Source organism: Streptomyces sp. NBC_00341 (genome assembly GCF_041435055.1).
Taxonomy (GTDB): domain Bacteria; phylum Actinomycetota; class Actinomycetes; order Streptomycetales; family Streptomycetaceae; genus Streptomyces.
Genome location: NZ_CP108002.1, coordinates 1,388,728 through 1,402,471, shown reverse-complemented (window position 1 = coordinate 1,402,471; position 13,744 = coordinate 1,388,728). Strand labels below are relative to the sequence as shown.

General features: G+C 72.4%; 15 protein-coding genes and 5 tRNA genes. 13 read left to right on the top strand and 7 right to left on the bottom strand.

The window, feature by feature from the left end; genetic code table 11:
• Positions 1-241 precede the first annotated feature (241 nt).
• A complete protein-coding gene (gene cobA, locus OG892_RS06185; protein ID WP_371628635.1) occupies positions 242-1,498 on the top strand; it encodes a uroporphyrinogen-III C-methyltransferase in 1,257 nt (418 codons plus the stop codon).
• A gap of 64 nt (positions 1,499-1,562) precedes the next feature.
• Positions 1,563-2,381: an RNA methyltransferase gene (locus tag OG892_RS06180; protein WP_024490659.1), complete on the top strand. Its 819-nt coding sequence runs from the start codon at positions 1,563-1,565 to the stop codon at positions 2,379-2,381.
• A 16-nt stretch (positions 2,382-2,397) separates the two neighbouring features.
• Here OG892_RS06180 and OG892_RS06175 read toward each other — a convergent pair whose 3' ends face one another.
• A complete protein-coding gene (locus OG892_RS06175; RefSeq protein ID WP_371628634.1) occupies positions 2,398-3,693 on the bottom strand; it encodes a protein kinase in 1,296 nt (431 codons plus the stop codon).
• 205 nt (positions 3,694-3,898) lie between these two features.
• Here OG892_RS06175 and OG892_RS06170 point away from each other — a divergent pair, with 205 nt between their 5' ends.
• The 4 genes from OG892_RS06170 to OG892_RS06155 all read left to right on the top strand — a co-directional run bounded on the left by OG892_RS06170 (position 3,899) and on the right by OG892_RS06155 (position 6,294).
• The gene (locus OG892_RS06170) at positions 3,899-4,183 is read left to right on the top strand and encodes a hypothetical protein (RefSeq protein ID WP_073737490.1); all 285 of its coding nucleotides are present in this window, start codon (positions 3,899-3,901) and stop codon (positions 4,181-4,183) included.
• 161 nt (positions 4,184-4,344) lie between these two features.
• A complete protein-coding gene (locus OG892_RS06165) occupies positions 4,345-4,554 on the top strand; it encodes a hypothetical protein (protein ID WP_073737491.1) in 210 nt (69 codons plus the stop codon).
• Positions 4,555-4,852: 298 nt separating this feature from the next.
• Entirely contained in the window at positions 4,853-5,932 is a 1,080-nt protein-coding gene (locus OG892_RS06160) for a phosphotransferase (protein ID WP_371628633.1), read from the top strand.
• Between the two features lie 68 nt (positions 5,933-6,000).
• Positions 6,001-6,294 (top strand): zf-TFIIB domain-containing protein, encoded by a 294-nt coding sequence (locus tag OG892_RS06155; RefSeq protein ID WP_328867692.1) that lies wholly within the window; start codon positions 6,001-6,003, stop codon positions 6,292-6,294.
• A gap of 109 nt (positions 6,295-6,403) precedes the next feature.
• On the opposite strand, the gene OG892_RS06150 is transcribed toward OG892_RS06155, so the two are convergent.
• The 5 genes from OG892_RS06150 to OG892_RS06130 form a co-directional block, all read right to left on the bottom strand.
• A tRNA-Val gene (locus OG892_RS06150) sits at positions 6,404-6,475 on the bottom strand.
• Between the two features lie 23 nt (positions 6,476-6,498).
• Positions 6,499-6,570: transfer RNA gene (locus OG892_RS06145), tRNA-Val, on the bottom strand.
• A 19-nt stretch (positions 6,571-6,589) separates the two neighbouring features.
• Positions 6,590-6,661 (bottom strand) — tRNA-Val (locus OG892_RS06140).
• A 1-nt stretch (position 6,662) separates the two neighbouring features.
• Positions 6,663-6,736, bottom strand: a tRNA-Cys gene (locus OG892_RS06135).
• A 37-nt stretch (positions 6,737-6,773) separates the two neighbouring features.
• A tRNA-Gly gene (locus tag OG892_RS06130) sits at positions 6,774-6,846 on the bottom strand.
• A 163-nt stretch (positions 6,847-7,009) separates the two neighbouring features.
• Here OG892_RS06130 and OG892_RS06125 point away from each other — a divergent pair.
• The 3 genes from OG892_RS06125 (at position 7,010) to OG892_RS06115 (ending at position 9,829) form a co-directional block, all read left to right on the top strand.
• Positions 7,010-8,047, top strand: a complete 1,038-nt coding sequence (locus OG892_RS06125) for a chorismate-binding protein (RefSeq protein WP_371631584.1) — start codon at positions 7,010-7,012, stop codon at positions 8,045-8,047.
• Complete coding sequence (locus tag OG892_RS06120) at positions 8,044-8,865, top strand: aminotransferase class IV (RefSeq protein ID WP_073737495.1); 822 nt, start codon at positions 8,044-8,046, stop codon at positions 8,863-8,865. Before OG892_RS06125 ends, OG892_RS06120 begins: the two co-directional genes overlap by 4 nt.
• A 127-nt stretch (positions 8,866-8,992) precedes the next feature.
• Positions 8,993-9,829 (top strand): GNAT family N-acetyltransferase, encoded by an 837-nt coding sequence (locus OG892_RS06115; protein WP_371628632.1) that lies wholly within the window; start codon positions 8,993-8,995, stop codon positions 9,827-9,829.
• Positions 9,830-9,939: 110 nt separating this feature from the next.
• Here OG892_RS06115 and OG892_RS06110 read toward each other — a convergent pair whose 3' ends face one another.
• Complete coding sequence (locus tag OG892_RS06110; RefSeq protein ID WP_327336014.1) at positions 9,940-10,455, bottom strand: DsbA family protein; 516 nt, start codon at positions 10,453-10,455, stop codon at positions 9,940-9,942.
• A 204-nt stretch (positions 10,456-10,659) separates the two neighbouring features.
• Between OG892_RS06110 and OG892_RS06105 the strand changes: the two genes are divergently transcribed.
• The 4 genes from OG892_RS06105 to OG892_RS06090 all read left to right on the top strand — a co-directional run bounded on the left by OG892_RS06105 (position 10,660) and on the right by OG892_RS06090 (position 13,741).
• Positions 10,660-11,121: a hypothetical protein gene (locus tag OG892_RS06105; protein ID WP_371628631.1), complete on the top strand. Its 462-nt coding sequence runs from the start codon at positions 10,660-10,662 to the stop codon at positions 11,119-11,121.
• A 207-nt stretch (positions 11,122-11,328) separates the two neighbouring features.
• Positions 11,329-12,345 (top strand): LacI family DNA-binding transcriptional regulator, encoded by a 1,017-nt coding sequence (locus OG892_RS06100; RefSeq protein ID WP_371628630.1) that lies wholly within the window; start codon positions 11,329-11,331, stop codon positions 12,343-12,345.
• 113 nt (positions 12,346-12,458) lie between these two features.
• Complete coding sequence (locus OG892_RS06095; RefSeq protein ID WP_371628629.1) at positions 12,459-13,430, top strand: acetylxylan esterase; 972 nt, start codon at positions 12,459-12,461, stop codon at positions 13,428-13,430.
• A gap of 134 nt (positions 13,431-13,564) precedes the next feature.
• Positions 13,565-13,741: a hypothetical protein gene (locus tag OG892_RS06090; protein WP_371631763.1), complete on the top strand. Its 177-nt coding sequence runs from the start codon at positions 13,565-13,567 to the stop codon at positions 13,739-13,741.
• Positions 13,742-13,744: the final 3 nt, after the last annotated feature.

The window sequence follows — 13,744 nt, the reverse complement described above, 5'->3', positions numbered from 1 at the left end:
TGCCCCCGGACCCCCGCTCCTCGATCGCCGGAGGGGCTTCAATACCCAGCCTCGCCGGCGTTTGAGGAGCGGGGCCCGGGGCGGAGCCCCGGTTACGGGAAGGGGCGGGGCGGGGAACAGGCCCGCCGCAGGCGCACCCGCCCACCCCCGCACCCCACCCCGTATCGTGAACCCGCACGTCACAGCCGCTCCACCGCCGCAGCGGCCCGCACACCGCACCGCACGAGGAGCCCGCACCGCCATGGCCGAGCACGCCGTTCACCCCGCGTACCCCGTCGGACTGCGCCTGAGCGGGCGCCGCGTAGTCGTCGTCGGTGGCGGCCAGGTCGCTCAGCGCCGCCTCCCCGCCCTCATCGCGGCCGGCGCGGACATCGTCCTCGTGTCGCCGTCCGCCACCGCGTCCGTCGAGGCGATGGCGGACGCGGGCGAGATCCGCTGGGAGCGCCGGGCATACGCCGACGGGGACCTGACGGACACCTGGTACGCGCTCGTCGCGTCCGACGACACCGCGGCCAACGACGCCGCCTCCGCAGAGGCCGAGCGCACCCGCACCTGGTGCGTCCGCAGCGACGACGCGGACGCCGCCACCGCCTGGACCCCCGCCACCGGCCGCAGCGAGGACATCACCGTCGCCGTGCTCACCACCGACGGGCAGGGCGGCCGCGACCCGCGCCACTCCGCCGCCGTCCGCGACGCCATCGTCGAGGGCCTGCGCGACGGCACCCTCGCCGCGCCCCACCACCGCACCCGGACCCCCGGCGTCGCCCTGGTCGGCGGCGGTCCCGGCGACCCCGACCTGATCACCGTCAGAGGCCGCCGACTGCTGGCCGAGGCCGACGTCGTCATCGCGGACCGGCTCGGCCCGCGCGACCTGCTGGACGAACTCCCCCCGCACGTCGAGGTGATCGACGCCGCCAAGATCCCGTACGGCCGCTACATGGCGCAGGAAGCGATCAACAACGCGCTGATCGAGCACGCGAAGGCCGGAAAGGCGGTCGTCCGGCTCAAGGGCGGCGACCCGTTCGTCTTCGGGCGCGGCATGGAGGAGGCCCAGGCGCTCGCCGCGGAGGGCATCGCCTGCACCGTCGTCCCCGGCATCTCCAGCTCGATTTCGGTGCCGGGCGCGGCCGGTATCCCGGTCACGCACCGAGGGGTCGCCCATGAGTTCACCGTGGTCAGCGGCCACGTCGCCCCCGACGACGAGCGCTCGCTGGTCGACTGGGCGGCCGTCGCCCGGCTGCGCGGCACCCTGGTCCTCCTGATGGCCGTCGACAAGATCGGCGCCATCGCCCGCGCGCTCATCGCACACGGCAAGGACCCCGAGACCCCGGTCGCGCTGGTCCAGGAAGGGACCACGGCCGCCCAGCGCCGCGTCGACGCGACACTCGCGACCGTCGGCGAGCGGGCCGAGGCGGAGGATGTGCGCCCGCCTGCTGTCATCGTCATCGGTGACGTCGTCGCCGTCGGGACGGCCGGCACCGGAAGTCCCGCCGAGTAACCATCGGTAACGGATCTTCCTCCAGACCGTTGGCACCACACACCGGACAAGGCAGTATCAACCTGTGGCTGATCTCATCACCGTCGACGACCCCGACGACCCCCGACTGCGCGACTACACCGGCCTGACAGACGTCGAGCTCCGGCGCAGGCGAGAGCCCGCGGAGGGCCTCTTCATCGCCGAGGGCGAGAAGGTGATCAGACGCGCCAGGCAGGCCGGGTACGAGATGCGGTCCATGCTGCTCTCGGCGAAGTGGGTCGACCTGATGCGCGACGTCATCGACGAGGTACCGGCCCCCGTGTACGCGGTCAGCCCGGAGCTGGCCGAGCGCGTCACCGGCTACCACGTGCACCGGGGCGCCCTGGCCTCCATGCAGCGCAAACCGCTGCCGGCCGCCGACGAACTGCTGCGCACCACCCGCCGCGTGGTCGTCATGGAGGCCGTCAACGACCACACGAACATCGGGGCGATCTTCCGCAGCGCCGCCGCCCTCGGCATGGACGCCGTCCTGCTCTCACCGGACTGCGCCGACCCGCTGTACCGGCGCTCCGTCAAGGTCTCGATGGGCGCGGTCTTCTCCGTCCCGTACGCCCGGCTCGACACCTGGCCCAAGGCGCTGGAGACCGTACGGGAGGCGGGCTTCAAGCTGCTCGCCCTGACGCCCGACGAGAAGGCCAGCAGCATCGAGGAGGCGGCGCCGCACCGGATGGACCAGGTGGCCCTGATGCTCGGGGCCGAGGGGGACGGACTGTCCACCCAGGCCCTCGTCGCCGCCGACGAATGGGTACGGATCCCGATGGCCCACGGCGTCGATTCGCTGAACGTGGGCGCGGCGGCAGCGGTCGCCTTCTACGCGGTGGCCACCGGCCGCCCCGAGAGCTAAAGGGCTCCAGCGGCTACTACTGCTCGCTCAGGCCCTGGCTCTGGCCCGGGTTCTGGCTCTGGCCCGCTCCGAGGCCGCGCGCCGGTCCCTGGCAGCCCTGGGCCGCCGCGATGCCCAGCGCCACCAGCAGCGTCACCACGACGAAGACCACGAGCCGCTGCCGCAGCAGCCGGGGATTGGCCGGACGCCGTCCGGTCGAGGTCGTACGCGTCCCCGGCCGGGTGCCCTGCCTGCCCTTCGTCCCGTTCGCGCCCTGCGACCGCTTGCCGGAACCCGTCGTGCTGCGCGGCTGCCGCTCCGGGCGCGAACCCCCGGTGCGCGGCGAGGAGGGACGCGCCGGCGCGCTCTGCCGGTTTTGCGGGCGCGAAGCCGGGGCGGGGCCGGGTGCGCGGCGGGTCTGCTGCTCGGTGTACGGGCCGTCGAGCCGGCCGGTCGGCCGGTCCGCCTCCTGGGCGGAGCGCTGGGCCGGGGGCCGGCTCTCGTGCAGACCCTGCGCCTCCCGCGCGGCGATCTCCTTGAGCCGCATGGAGAGTTGGAGCGTGCTCGGCCGCTCCTCCGGGTCCTTCGCCAGACAGGCGCTCACCAGCGGGGCGAGCGCGTCGTGCACGTCGTACAACTGCGGTTCCTCGTGCACCACGCGGTAGAGCATCACCTCGGAACTACCGTGCCCGAACGGTGAGTCGGCCATCGCCGCGTACGCCAGCGTGGCGCCGAGCGAGAAGACGTCCGTCGCGGGAGTCACCGCCGCGCCCCGCACCTGCTCCGGGGCGAGGAAGCCGGGCGATCCGACCGCCGTGCCGACGTGCGTGAGGGTGGAGGCGCCGGTCGACCAGGCGATCCCGAAGTCGATGATCCGCGGGCCCTTGGGGGAGAGGAGGATGTTCGACGGCTTGAGGTCACGGTGGACGACCCCCGCCTCGTGCACGGCCACCAGCCCCTCGGAGAGCGCCGCCCCGATCGAGGCCACCTCCGCGGCCGACAGGGGGCCCTCCTCCGCCACCTTGTCGTGCAGCGAGGGCCCCGGGACGTACTGCGTGGCGAACCACGGGCGCTCCGCCTCCAGATCGGCGGCCACCAGCCGGGCCGTACAGCCGCCGCGGATCCGCCGGGCGGCGGACACCTCACGGGCGAACCGCGAGCGGAACTCCTGGTCCTCCGCCAGATCCGGGCGGATCACCTTCAGCGCCACCCGCTGGCCGCGCCGGTCGGAACCGAGGTAGACGACACCCATGCCGCCCGCCCCGAGCCGCCGGTGCAGCCTGAACGAACCGACGACACGCGGGTCCTCGCGCCGGAGCCGCATCATCGCCATGTCTGCCCATCCCCGCTGCCTGGTCCGCCTGACGAGGCACAGCTTACGTACCCGCCGCCCGGGGTGCTCAGAGGCCGCGCCCTCGCCGTCGAATCGATTGTCAGTGCCGGATGGGAAACTTGAGGAGTGGTCAGGGAGCCGCGGATCCAGGCTGCCCGGCCCGTGCGAGATCTCAAAGGTCCGTCGCAGAAGGGGGATTGGATCAGTGAAGGGCGATCGAGTCGAGATAGTCGTGGACGCGGGGGACACCACCCGTACCTACGAAGTAGTGGCCTCCAGAGCGGGTCGCCGGGTGGAGACAGCGGTCCGTCGGGGGGTGGTCGAAGTGAGTGAAGTCACCAGGAGCGGATCAGTGGTGCGCACCGCCCGCTTCATGGCGACCAGGGTGCTCGCCCTGGTCGAACAACCGGTACCCAGGGAGGAGGCTTCCGAGCGTCCCCTCGGGGATGACCCCAAGGTCCGCCGGGCCGGTCTCCACCCAGGGGAGTAGCCGACCACCGCCGGCTCATCCTCCGGGAGGCCCGGCATTCGGTACGCGGGCATGACGCCGCCCGTCGGCCGAATCCCTAATGTTGAAGTTGTGCGGCGGGCGTCGCACTCGTCCCCCGAGGCCACACGCCCGCCGCTCCACATCAGGTCAGGAGAGGAACCATGGCGGACACGGCAGCGCGGACCATGATCCGCACGCAGGGACGCAAGGCGTACGCCTCGTTCGGCAGCCGTCCGTCGTCCGGCAAGCGCCACCCGCTGGTGGCGACAGCCATGGTTCTTCCTCTGGCGGCCCTGCTCGTAGTCGTCTTCGGCGGCTGGGACGCGGTGGTCACACAGGCGTCGTCCGTGGGCGTGATGCTGGGGCGCTGAGCGGCGCCCCGGGTCCGGAAGAGCGGTTCGGACCGGGACATCCGGCCAACAACCCCGTGGGGACGGGGGTGCGGCGGACGGCAGCGTTTGTCCGGTCAGCTGGGGAGCTGACCGGACATCGCGCTGTCCGGGGCCCTTCAGGGGCCGCGGTCGTCGAGCAGGGGCCGCGGTCTTCGAGCCACCGGGCTCCTCACATGGGGCGGAGCCCGGGACGTGACCGGTCAGGGCGGCCCGCGTACGCTCCTCGGCGGGTGCGGCGCCGGCCGGACCCGCAGATCCTGCGCCACCGGGGGAGACCGTGACCACCGCAGTCATACGCGCGCTGGGCGCCCTCGCCCACGACGCGGCCCACACCCCCGCCCCGGCCGGCTGCGACTGCCCGCCGCCCGTCGTGCTCGCGGACCGGGCGGACGGCACCGTGGTCCGCAGTGGTGCGGTCGTCGCCAAGGCCCATGCTCCCGGAACGGACACCGCCGCCCTGGCGGCGCGCCTTTGGCTGTCGGCCCGCCCCGCCCTGGCGGACGTCCTGCTCGCGCCCCTCCCCGTGCCCGCACAGCCGCCGACAGCCCCCGTGACGGCCGCGGAGCGTCCCGCCCGGCCGTCGTCGTACCTCACCGAGCTCCACGGCCGTCCGGTCACCCTGTGGCCCTACGGGGAGCCCGTGGACCCGGGTGACCCGGACGCGGCGCCGTGGGAGGAGGCCGCCGCGCTCCTGGCCCGCCTCCACCGTTCCGCGTATCCGGCTCCGGGGCTTCCGGTACCTCCCGCACTTCCGGCTCCCGCGCTCCCGGTTCCGGGTCTCCCGGCTCCCGCGCTCCCGGTCATGCGGGGGCCCGCGAAGGCGGCGCTGGCCGTGGACCGGATGCGGGCGGCGCGTCCCGGTGACCCGTCCACCGTGCCGGTGCTCGCGGCCTGGCAGCGGCTGCCCGGCTGGGCGCGAGACGAGACCCCCGCCCCCGCGGACCGCGCCCGCTTCCTCTGCCACGGAGATCTGCACCTGGGCCAGCTCGTCCGGCATCCCGCTCCGCGCGGCCGCTGGCTGCTGATCGACGTCGACGACGCGGGCATCGGTGACGCCACCTGGGACCTGGCCAGGCCCGCCGCCTGGTACGCGGCCGGGCTGCTGCCGCCAGAGGTCTGGTTCCGTTTCCTGGGCGCCTACCGGGCCGCCGGCGGGCCCGCGCTGCCCGCAGACGGCGACCCCTGGCCGGAGTTGGACGTCGCCGCCCGCGCCCTGACCGTACAGACCGCGGCACTGGCCCTCGCCAAGTCCGCGGCGGAGGGCCGGGATCCGGATGAGGTGGAACAGATGATGATCGGGAGCTGTGCCCGAATTGCTACTCTCCCACCCGAGTTGGCCACCGGAAACGCGTCGTAGGGTGAACCGACCGTCGGCGGGCACGGATTCCGGCGACGGCTGACCGACGGCGAGGAGTGAGCCCGAACATGCAGTGTCCCAAGTGCCACGCACCGATGCACACGTACAACCGCAACGGTATTCAGATCGAGCAGTGCAGCGGCTGCCGGGGGATATTCCTGGACTACGGCGAGCTGGAGTCCCTGACCCGCATGGAAGCGCAGTGGACGCAGCAGGCTCCGCCCCCGCCGTCCGCACCGCAGGCCTACCCGGCCGCCCCCGCACCCGCCTGGGGCGCCCCGCAGCACCAGCAGCACCACGGCGGCGGTCACCACGGCCACTACCGGCAGAAGAGCTTCGGCCGGATGCTCTTCTCGTCCTGACCCGGCTCACCCCGCGCCGTGGCCCGTACGGCATCCGTCCGGGCCACGGCGCGGCCCCGTACGGCAACGACGAAGCCCCGGTCGTCGAGACGACCGGGGCTTCGGGCTGTGCGCGATACTGGGATTGAACCAGTGACCTCTTCCGTGTCAGGGAAGCGCTCTCCCGCTGAGCTAATCGCGCAGGGTGACCCTGCGTGTACTGCGTGCGCGATACTGGGATTGAACCAGTGACCTCTTCCGTGTCAGGGAAGCGCTCTCCCGCTGAGCTAATCGCGCGGGGGTCCATGCGGACCGGTGGACGATACTGGGATTGAACCAGTGACCCCTTCCGTGTCAGGGAAGTGCTCTCCCGCTGAGCTAATCGTCCTTGGAGGTGGAGACGGGATTTGAACCCGTGTAGACGGCTTTGCAGGCCGTTGCCTCGCCTCTCGGCCACTCCACCAGGGATGGGGGGTCGGGAAGATCCCCCACCTTCTGCGAGCGGACGACCAGGTTCGAACTGGCGACCTCAACCTTGGCAAGGTTGCGCTCTACCAACTGAGCTACGTCCGCTTGTCGGTTCCGGTCCACTTGCGCGTCCCGGCGACGTGATGAACTCTAGCGGATTCCGGGGCCAGCACAAAAACGCGTTTGTGCAGCGTGCTGAGGTGCACTCGCCCCGGCGCAGGTCACCGCGGGCCGTCCTAGACTCACCGACGTGCACGACCTTGCCCCAATGGCCCGCTTCGGCGGCCTCGTCGCCTCCGATCTGCGCGATGTGACCAGCGACCCAGCAGCCCTCGACTCGTCCGGCTTCTGGGCCGTCTCCGCCGATTTCGAGGGCCGGCTCACCTGCGCCCGCTTCGCCACCGTACGCACCGCCGCCGTGCCCGCCCCGGTACCGGGCGGCTGGCGCGGTCCCGCCGCCGGTGACTGGAACTCGTCGCTGGACCGCGCCGCGTACATCGCCGCCGTGCGCCGGATCCGGGCGTACATCGCGCAGGGGGAGGTCTACCAGGCCAACCTCTGCCGGGTGATGACGGCCCGGCTGCCCGACCCGTCCGCAGCCGACGTGGACGCCCTCACCGCGCTGCTGGCGCGCGGCAACCCCGCCCCGTACGCGGGAACGATCCGGCTGCCCGCGCACGGCGTGGAGATCGCGACCGCCTCCCCCGAACTGTTCCTCCGCAGGGACGGCCGCACCGTGGAGTCCGGACCGATCAAGGGCACCGGCCGCACGGAGGACGATCTGCTGGAGAAGGACCACGCGGAGAACGTGATGATCGTCGACCTGGTCCGCAACGACCTCGGCCGGGTCTGCGCCACCGGATCGGTCACCGTTCCCGATCTGTGCGCGGTCGAGGAGCACCCGGGACTCGTCCACCTGGTCTCCACGGTGCGCGGGCTGCTGGCGGAGGGGACCGGCTGGCCGGAGATCCTCGCCGCGGCCTTCCCGCCCGGTTCGGTCACCGGCGCCCCCAAGACCAGTGCGCTGAGGATCATCGGCGAACTGGAGACCGCCCCGCGCGGCCCGTACTGCGGCGGCATCGGCTGGGTGGACGCCGACCGCGCCACCGCGTCGCTCGCCGTGGGCATCCGCACCTTCTGGACCGACCGCACCGGGGCCGCCCCCGTCCTGCGCTTCGGCACCGGCGCCGGCATCACCTGGGGATCGGATCCGGAACGGGAATGGGACGAGACCGAACTCAAGGCGTCCAGGCTGCTCGCGGTAGCGTCGGGCGCATACGAAGCAACCGGAAGGACCGCACCATGAGGATCTGGGTCAACGGCGAACTGCGCGACGCCGATGACGCACGGGTGTCCGTGCTCGACCACGGGCTCACCGTGGGCGACGGCGTCTTCGAGACGGTCAGGACGACCGGCGCCAGGCCCTTCGCGCTCACCCGGCACCTCGACCGGCTGGCCCGCTCCGCCCGCGGCCTCGGCCTGCCGGCGCCCGACCTGGACGAGGTGCGCCGGGCCTGCGCCGCCGTCATCGACGCCAACCCCGCCGTCCTCGGCCGGCTCCGGATCACGTACACCGGAGGCATCTCGCCGCTCGGCTCCGACCGGGGCACCGCCGGACCCGGTCTGGTCGTCGCGCTCGGGGAGGTGAAGCGCCGACCGGACACCACGGCGGTCATCACCGTCCCCTGGACGCGCAACGAACGCGGCGCGCTCACCGGGCTCAAGACCACCTCGTACGCCGAGAACGTCGTCGCGCTCGCCCGCGCCCACGAGAGTGGCGCCACAGAGGCGCTCTTCGCCAACACCGTCGGGCAGCTCTGCGAGGGCACCGGGTCCAACGTCTTCGTCGTGCTCGACGGGCAGTTGCACACCCCGCCGGTCGCCTCGGGCTGCCTGGCCGGGATCACCCGGGCCCTGGCGGTGGAGTGGACGGGGGCGCAGGAGACCGAACTGCCCTTCGACGTACTGGAGCGGGCCGAGGAGATCTTCCTCACCTCCACACTCCGCGACATCCAGGCGGTCCACCGGGTCGACGGCAGGGAACTGCCCGCCGGCCCCGGCCCGGTGACCGCCAAGGCCATGAGCGTCTTCGGCGAGCGGGCCGGCGACGACCTGGACCCGTAGCCGGTGCGTGCCGGCGTGTTTCACGGCTGCTTCCACGGCCGGGGAGCCGTGAAAGCAGCCGTGAAAATATCCGGGATGCCCGTAAAAGCGGATGACGGCATCGTCTGCGGGGGATAGAAATCCCCTGATGACCACGACACTCCGGCCCTCCGGGCCGATACAGCAAGGCGCCGACGGCGCGCAGGACCGCGCGTACGACGTGTGCGACAACGGGCGCCCCGTCGGTGCCGTCGAGATCGCCGTCGAGCCGCGGTCGGCCGGCGGGGCGGGCGTCCTGCGCTCCCTGCGGATCGACGAACCCGTCCGCAGGCGCGGTCGCGGGACCATCGCCGCGCTGGCGGCCGAAGAGGTACTGCGCGGCTGGGGCTGCACCCAGGTGCGTACGTCGGTCGACGCCGGAGCCGTCGCGGCGCAGCGGCTGACCGCCGCACTCGGGTACACCGAGCGCAGCAGGAACATGATCAAGTCGCTGCCGACGGTTCCTCCGGCCCTGCCGGACGGGCTGACCGCACGCCCGATGACGCCCGGCGAGTTCGCCCGGTGGGAGGAAGGGGCCGTCGCGGGCTACGCGGAAAGCCTGGTCACCCGGGGAATGCCGGAGGAGGTCGCGCTGCGTGTCGCCCGCGCCTCCCACGCCGGGCATCTTCCGGACGGTCTGGAGACCGAGGGCGCCCAGCTGCACCTCCTGATCCACCAGGGCGGGACCGTGGGGTACGTCTGGGTGGCCCGGTTCGAGATGCACCCCGGAGTGCTCGTCGGCTACGTGTTCGACGTGGAGGTGCACGAGGAATTCCGGGGCAGGGGGTACGGGCGGGCGCTGATGCTCCAGGCGGAGCGGATCGCACTGGCGGCGGGGCACGGGCGACTGGGCCTGCACGTGGTCACGGCCAACGTCCCGGCGGTCCGGCTGTACGAGTCGCTGGGCTACGGGCCGACCCAGTACAACCTGGCCAAGCAGCTGTAGCCGCCCGCCGGGACCTGCGGCTTCTGCCGGGCTCCTGCGGGTCCCGGCGGCTTCTGCCGGGCTCCTGCGGGTCCCGGCGGCTTCTGCCGGGTCCTGCGGCCCGCGGGGGCTCAGCCCTGTCCGGCGAGCAGCCGGTCGGCGATCTCCTCGATCCGCTCGCGCAGACCCTCCTGGCTCTTGCCGCCGTCCAGCCGCTCTCCGCCGATCACATAGGTCGGGGTGCCGGTGACCCCGATCGCCTTGCCCTCCGCCTGGTCGGCGTCGACGATCAGCAGGTGCCGGCCGTCGATCAGGGCGGTGTCGAACTCCTCCGCGTCCAGACCGAGTTCCTCCGCCACCTCGATCAGCAGCGGCTCGCCGGTCCGGCCGAGCTCTGCGGTGCGGGCGAGGACCGCCTCGATGTACGGCCAGTCCTTGCCCTGCGCCGCGGCCTCCTCCGCGGCCTGTGCGGCGGCGTAGGCGTGCTTGTGCTTCTCCAGCGGGAAGTGCCGCAGCCGCACCTCGATCCGGTCGCCGTACCGGGCCCGCAGGGCGTGCACATCGGTGAGGGCGTGGTGGCAGTCGGGGCACTGGAGCTCGCACCAGATGTCGAGGACGACCGGCGCAGCGGGGGTGGAATCACTCATGGGACCAGTCTCCCAGGGTGCGGGGGAGAGTCCGGACCGGCACCGGCACCGGCATCGGCGGGTAAGGCCCCGGTTGTCCGTGCGCACGGCACCTGCGGAGGATCCCGGCCCTGATATGTCCCTGAGGTGGGCTCCGGACGTGGCCCCGGGCCCATGGACAGGTGCAGGATGGAAGGGACGTTTCCCCTGCGCCTGGAGGCACCGATGCTTGCCGAGACCATTTGTACCGCGGCGTCCGCGGCGGGCCTGGGCATCGCCGCCGTCACCGCGTACCGGAAGCGCTTCCTCGCGGCGACCAGGATCGCGGCCTACTCCCTGGTCCCGATCGGCCTGGTGCTGACCGGTGTCGTCCAGTGGGTGACGGACATCGCCTTCAAGCCGAGCGTCTGGCTGGGCTTCGGCCTGCTGGGAGTGGCCTGGCTGCTGTTCATCACGACCCGCGCGGTCGAACGGCGCGGAGGCGGTACCCGCAAGGAGCGCAAGGCCGCCGCCCGTGCCGCGCGGGACGGCGCGGTGGAGCCGGCCGCCTCGGCGCCGTCGCTGGGGGCGGGTGTCCCGGCGGCCCAGCCGCAGCAGCGGGAGAGGCCGAAGAAGCAGTCCGCCGCGAGCGGATCGGGTGAGGACTTCAGTGACATCGAGGCGATCCTGAAGAAGCACGGCATCTGAGGCACGTCACGTCCGCCCCCGCTCGGTGCGCGGCGCCCGGTGCGCGGTGTTCCGCGCCCCCTGAATCGATTCACGCGTGATCCTTGACGGTATTCTGGGATCAGGGCTAGCGTCCCGAACGGATTGAATCAATTCACTCACGCCGTCCGTACGATGGGGTGACGCCGCTGCACCAGTGCGGCCAAGGGCACCAGTGGGGCAGGACAAGTGGCGCGTGTGGCAGGGATCAAGGACGTGGCCCGGCAGGCCGGGGTCTCCGTGGGCACGGTCTCCAATGTGATCAACCGGCCGGAGACCGTACTCCCCGAGACGCGGGCGCGGGTGCTGGCGGCCATCAAGGACCTCGGCTACGTCCGCAGCGAGTCCGCCCGTCAGCTCAGGGCGGGACGCAGCCGGATCATGGCCCTCCTCGTCCTGGACATGGGCAACCCCTTCTTCGTCGACGTCGCCCGAGGGGCCGAGCGCGCCGCCCGGCAGGCGGGCCTCGGCGTGATGGTCTGCAACAGCGGCCAGAGCCCCGCGGAAGAGGCCGAATACCTCGGACTCTTCGCGGAGCAGCGGGTCTGCGGCGTCCTGGTCACACCGGCCGACGCGACGGGCCGCAACCTCGAGTCCTTCAGCCGGCACCGGATTCCCTACGTCCTGGTGGACCGGGTCGCGTCCGGCACCGGGACCTGCGCGGTCTCCGTCGACGACGTGCGGGGCGGCGCCCTGGCCGTCGGGCATCTGCTCTCGGCCGGGCACCGCTCGGTGGCCTACGTCAGCGGACCGGGCGACCTGCACCAGATCAGGGACCGCCGCACCGGCGCGCTGTCCGCCCTGGCCGAGGCCGGGCTGGAGCCCGAGGCCCTGGTCGAGATCCCCTCCGACCGGCTCGACGTGGCAGCGGGACGCGACGCCGGAGCCCGGCTGCTCGGCCTGGTGCCGCGCCCCACCGCCGTGTTCTGCGCCAACGACCTGCTCGCCCTCGGTGTGCTGCAGGCCCTCTACGCGGCCGGGGTGCGGGTCCCGCAGGACATCGCCATCGTCGGATACGACGACATCGAGTTCGCCGCCGCCGCTGCCGTGCCGCTCACCTCGGTCCGCCAGCCCGCCGTCGTGATGGGCCGGATGGCCGCCGAACTCCTGTTGGAGGAGGCGGACGACGACGGCCGCCATGAGCACCGCAGCGTGGTGCTCCAGCCGGAACTCGTCGTACGCGCGTCGAGCTCCACCCCGCGCTGAGCCCCCGCGCGGCCCGTCGCGCCCGGTGTTGTTTCCTTGATCCGTTCACCTGTGTCATTCAGCTGTGTCATTCACCTGTGCCGTTTTCTCGGCCGGCCCGAAACGGAGACGCCGTGCCCCTGTTCGACCTGCCCCTGGACCAACTCCGCTCCTACCGTCCCGAGGTCGCTGAACCCGACGACTTCGATGCCTTCTGGCGGCGCACCCTCGAAGAGGCGGCCGTCCACCCGCTGGACGCCGAATTCACCGTGTACGACGCGGCGTTGAGCAACGTGGTGACCCATGACGTGTCGTTCGCCGGCTGGGGCGGCCACCGCATACGCGCCTGGCTGAACGTGCCCGCCGGCGCCGAGGGCCCCCTGCCCACCGTCGTCCACTACCTGGGATACGGCGGCGGGCGCGGGCTGCCGCACGACCACCTGGTGTGGCCCGCCGCCGGATGGGCCACCCTGCTCGTGGACACCCGGGGGCAGGGCGCCGTCAACAACAACTCGCCGGGCTCCACCGCGGACCCGCACGGCGGCGGCAACCCGCAGTCGCCCGGCTTCATGACCCGGGGCATCCTCGACCCCGACGAGTACTACTACCGCCGGGTGTTCACCGACGCGGTGCGCGCCGTCGAGGTGGCCCGTACCCACCCGGCCGTCGACGCGGAGCGGATCGTCGTGCACGGCGGCAGTCAGGGCGGCGGCATCGCGCAGGCGGTGGCGGGGCTCAGCCCCCACGTCAGGGCTGCCCTCATCGACGTACCGTTCCTGACGCACTACCGGCGCGCCGTGGAGCTCACGGACCGGGACCCGTACCAGGAGATCGTCCGCTTCCTGTCCGCCCAGAACGGCTTCTCCGAGCAGGTGTTCCGGACCCTCTCGTACTTCGACGGCGTCAGCTTCGCCGCTCGTGCGACGGTGCCCGCGCTGTACTCGGTGGCCCTGATGGACGCCGTCTGCCCGCCGTCCACCGTCTTCGCCGCCTACAACCACTGGGCCGGCCCGAAGCAGATCGAGGTCTACCCCTGGAACGGTCACGAGGGCGGCGGCTCGCCCCACCGGGCCGTGCAGCTGCGCATGCTGCGGGACCTGGGCTGACGGCGACGCGGCGGAGGGAGCGCCGGGCGGTCCCGAACGTGTGACGGAGGATCGGACGAGCGAGTGATTCCGGCCACCACGTGAGGGGTGAACTCCCGTCACAAAGACGAGTGTTGATCGTCAAGGGGGCCGGCTTGCGTCATGATCGTCCCGAGATGGTGGACACCTCCCGGGGCGACGCCCCCGCACCCCCCGCCGAAGAGCCGCGTGGCTGCCTCTTCGCGCTTTCCCAGCCCCCTCTGATGATCTTCCTCACGGTGATCGGCAGCCTGCTGCTGATGGCCGCGTTGCACGATCTCTTAGTGCTGTGAACG

Excerpts from the sequence above, each read along its gene's own strand:
- OG892_RS06125 (WP_371631584.1), top strand. The coding sequence starts at position 7,010 with ATGGCCCGCTTCGGCGGCCTCGTCGCCTCCGATCTGCGCGATGTGACC.
- OG892_RS06165 (WP_073737491.1), top strand. The coding sequence starts at position 4,345 with ATGGCGGACACGGCAGCGCGGACCATGATCCGCACGCAGGGACGCAAG.
- OG892_RS06115 (WP_371628632.1), top strand. The coding sequence starts at position 8,993 with ATGACCACGACACTCCGGCCCTCCGGGCCGATACAGCAAGGCGCCGAC.
- OG892_RS06155 (WP_328867692.1), top strand. The coding sequence starts at position 6,001 with ATGCAGTGTCCCAAGTGCCACGCACCGATGCACACGTACAACCGCAAC.
- OG892_RS06105 (WP_371628631.1), top strand. The coding sequence starts at position 10,660 with ATGCTTGCCGAGACCATTTGTACCGCGGCGTCCGCGGCGGGCCTGGGC.
- OG892_RS06110 (WP_327336014.1), bottom strand. The coding sequence starts at position 10,455 with ATGAGTGATTCCACCCCCGCTGCGCCGGTCGTCCTCGACATCTGGTGC.
- cobA (WP_371628635.1), top strand. The coding sequence starts at position 242 with ATGGCCGAGCACGCCGTTCACCCCGCGTACCCCGTCGGACTGCGCCTG.
- OG892_RS06120 (WP_073737495.1), top strand. The coding sequence starts at position 8,044 with ATGAGGATCTGGGTCAACGGCGAACTGCGCGACGCCGATGACGCACGG.
- OG892_RS06175 (WP_371628634.1), bottom strand. The coding sequence starts at position 3,693 with ATGGCGATGATGCGGCTCCGGCGCGAGGACCCGCGTGTCGTCGGTTCG.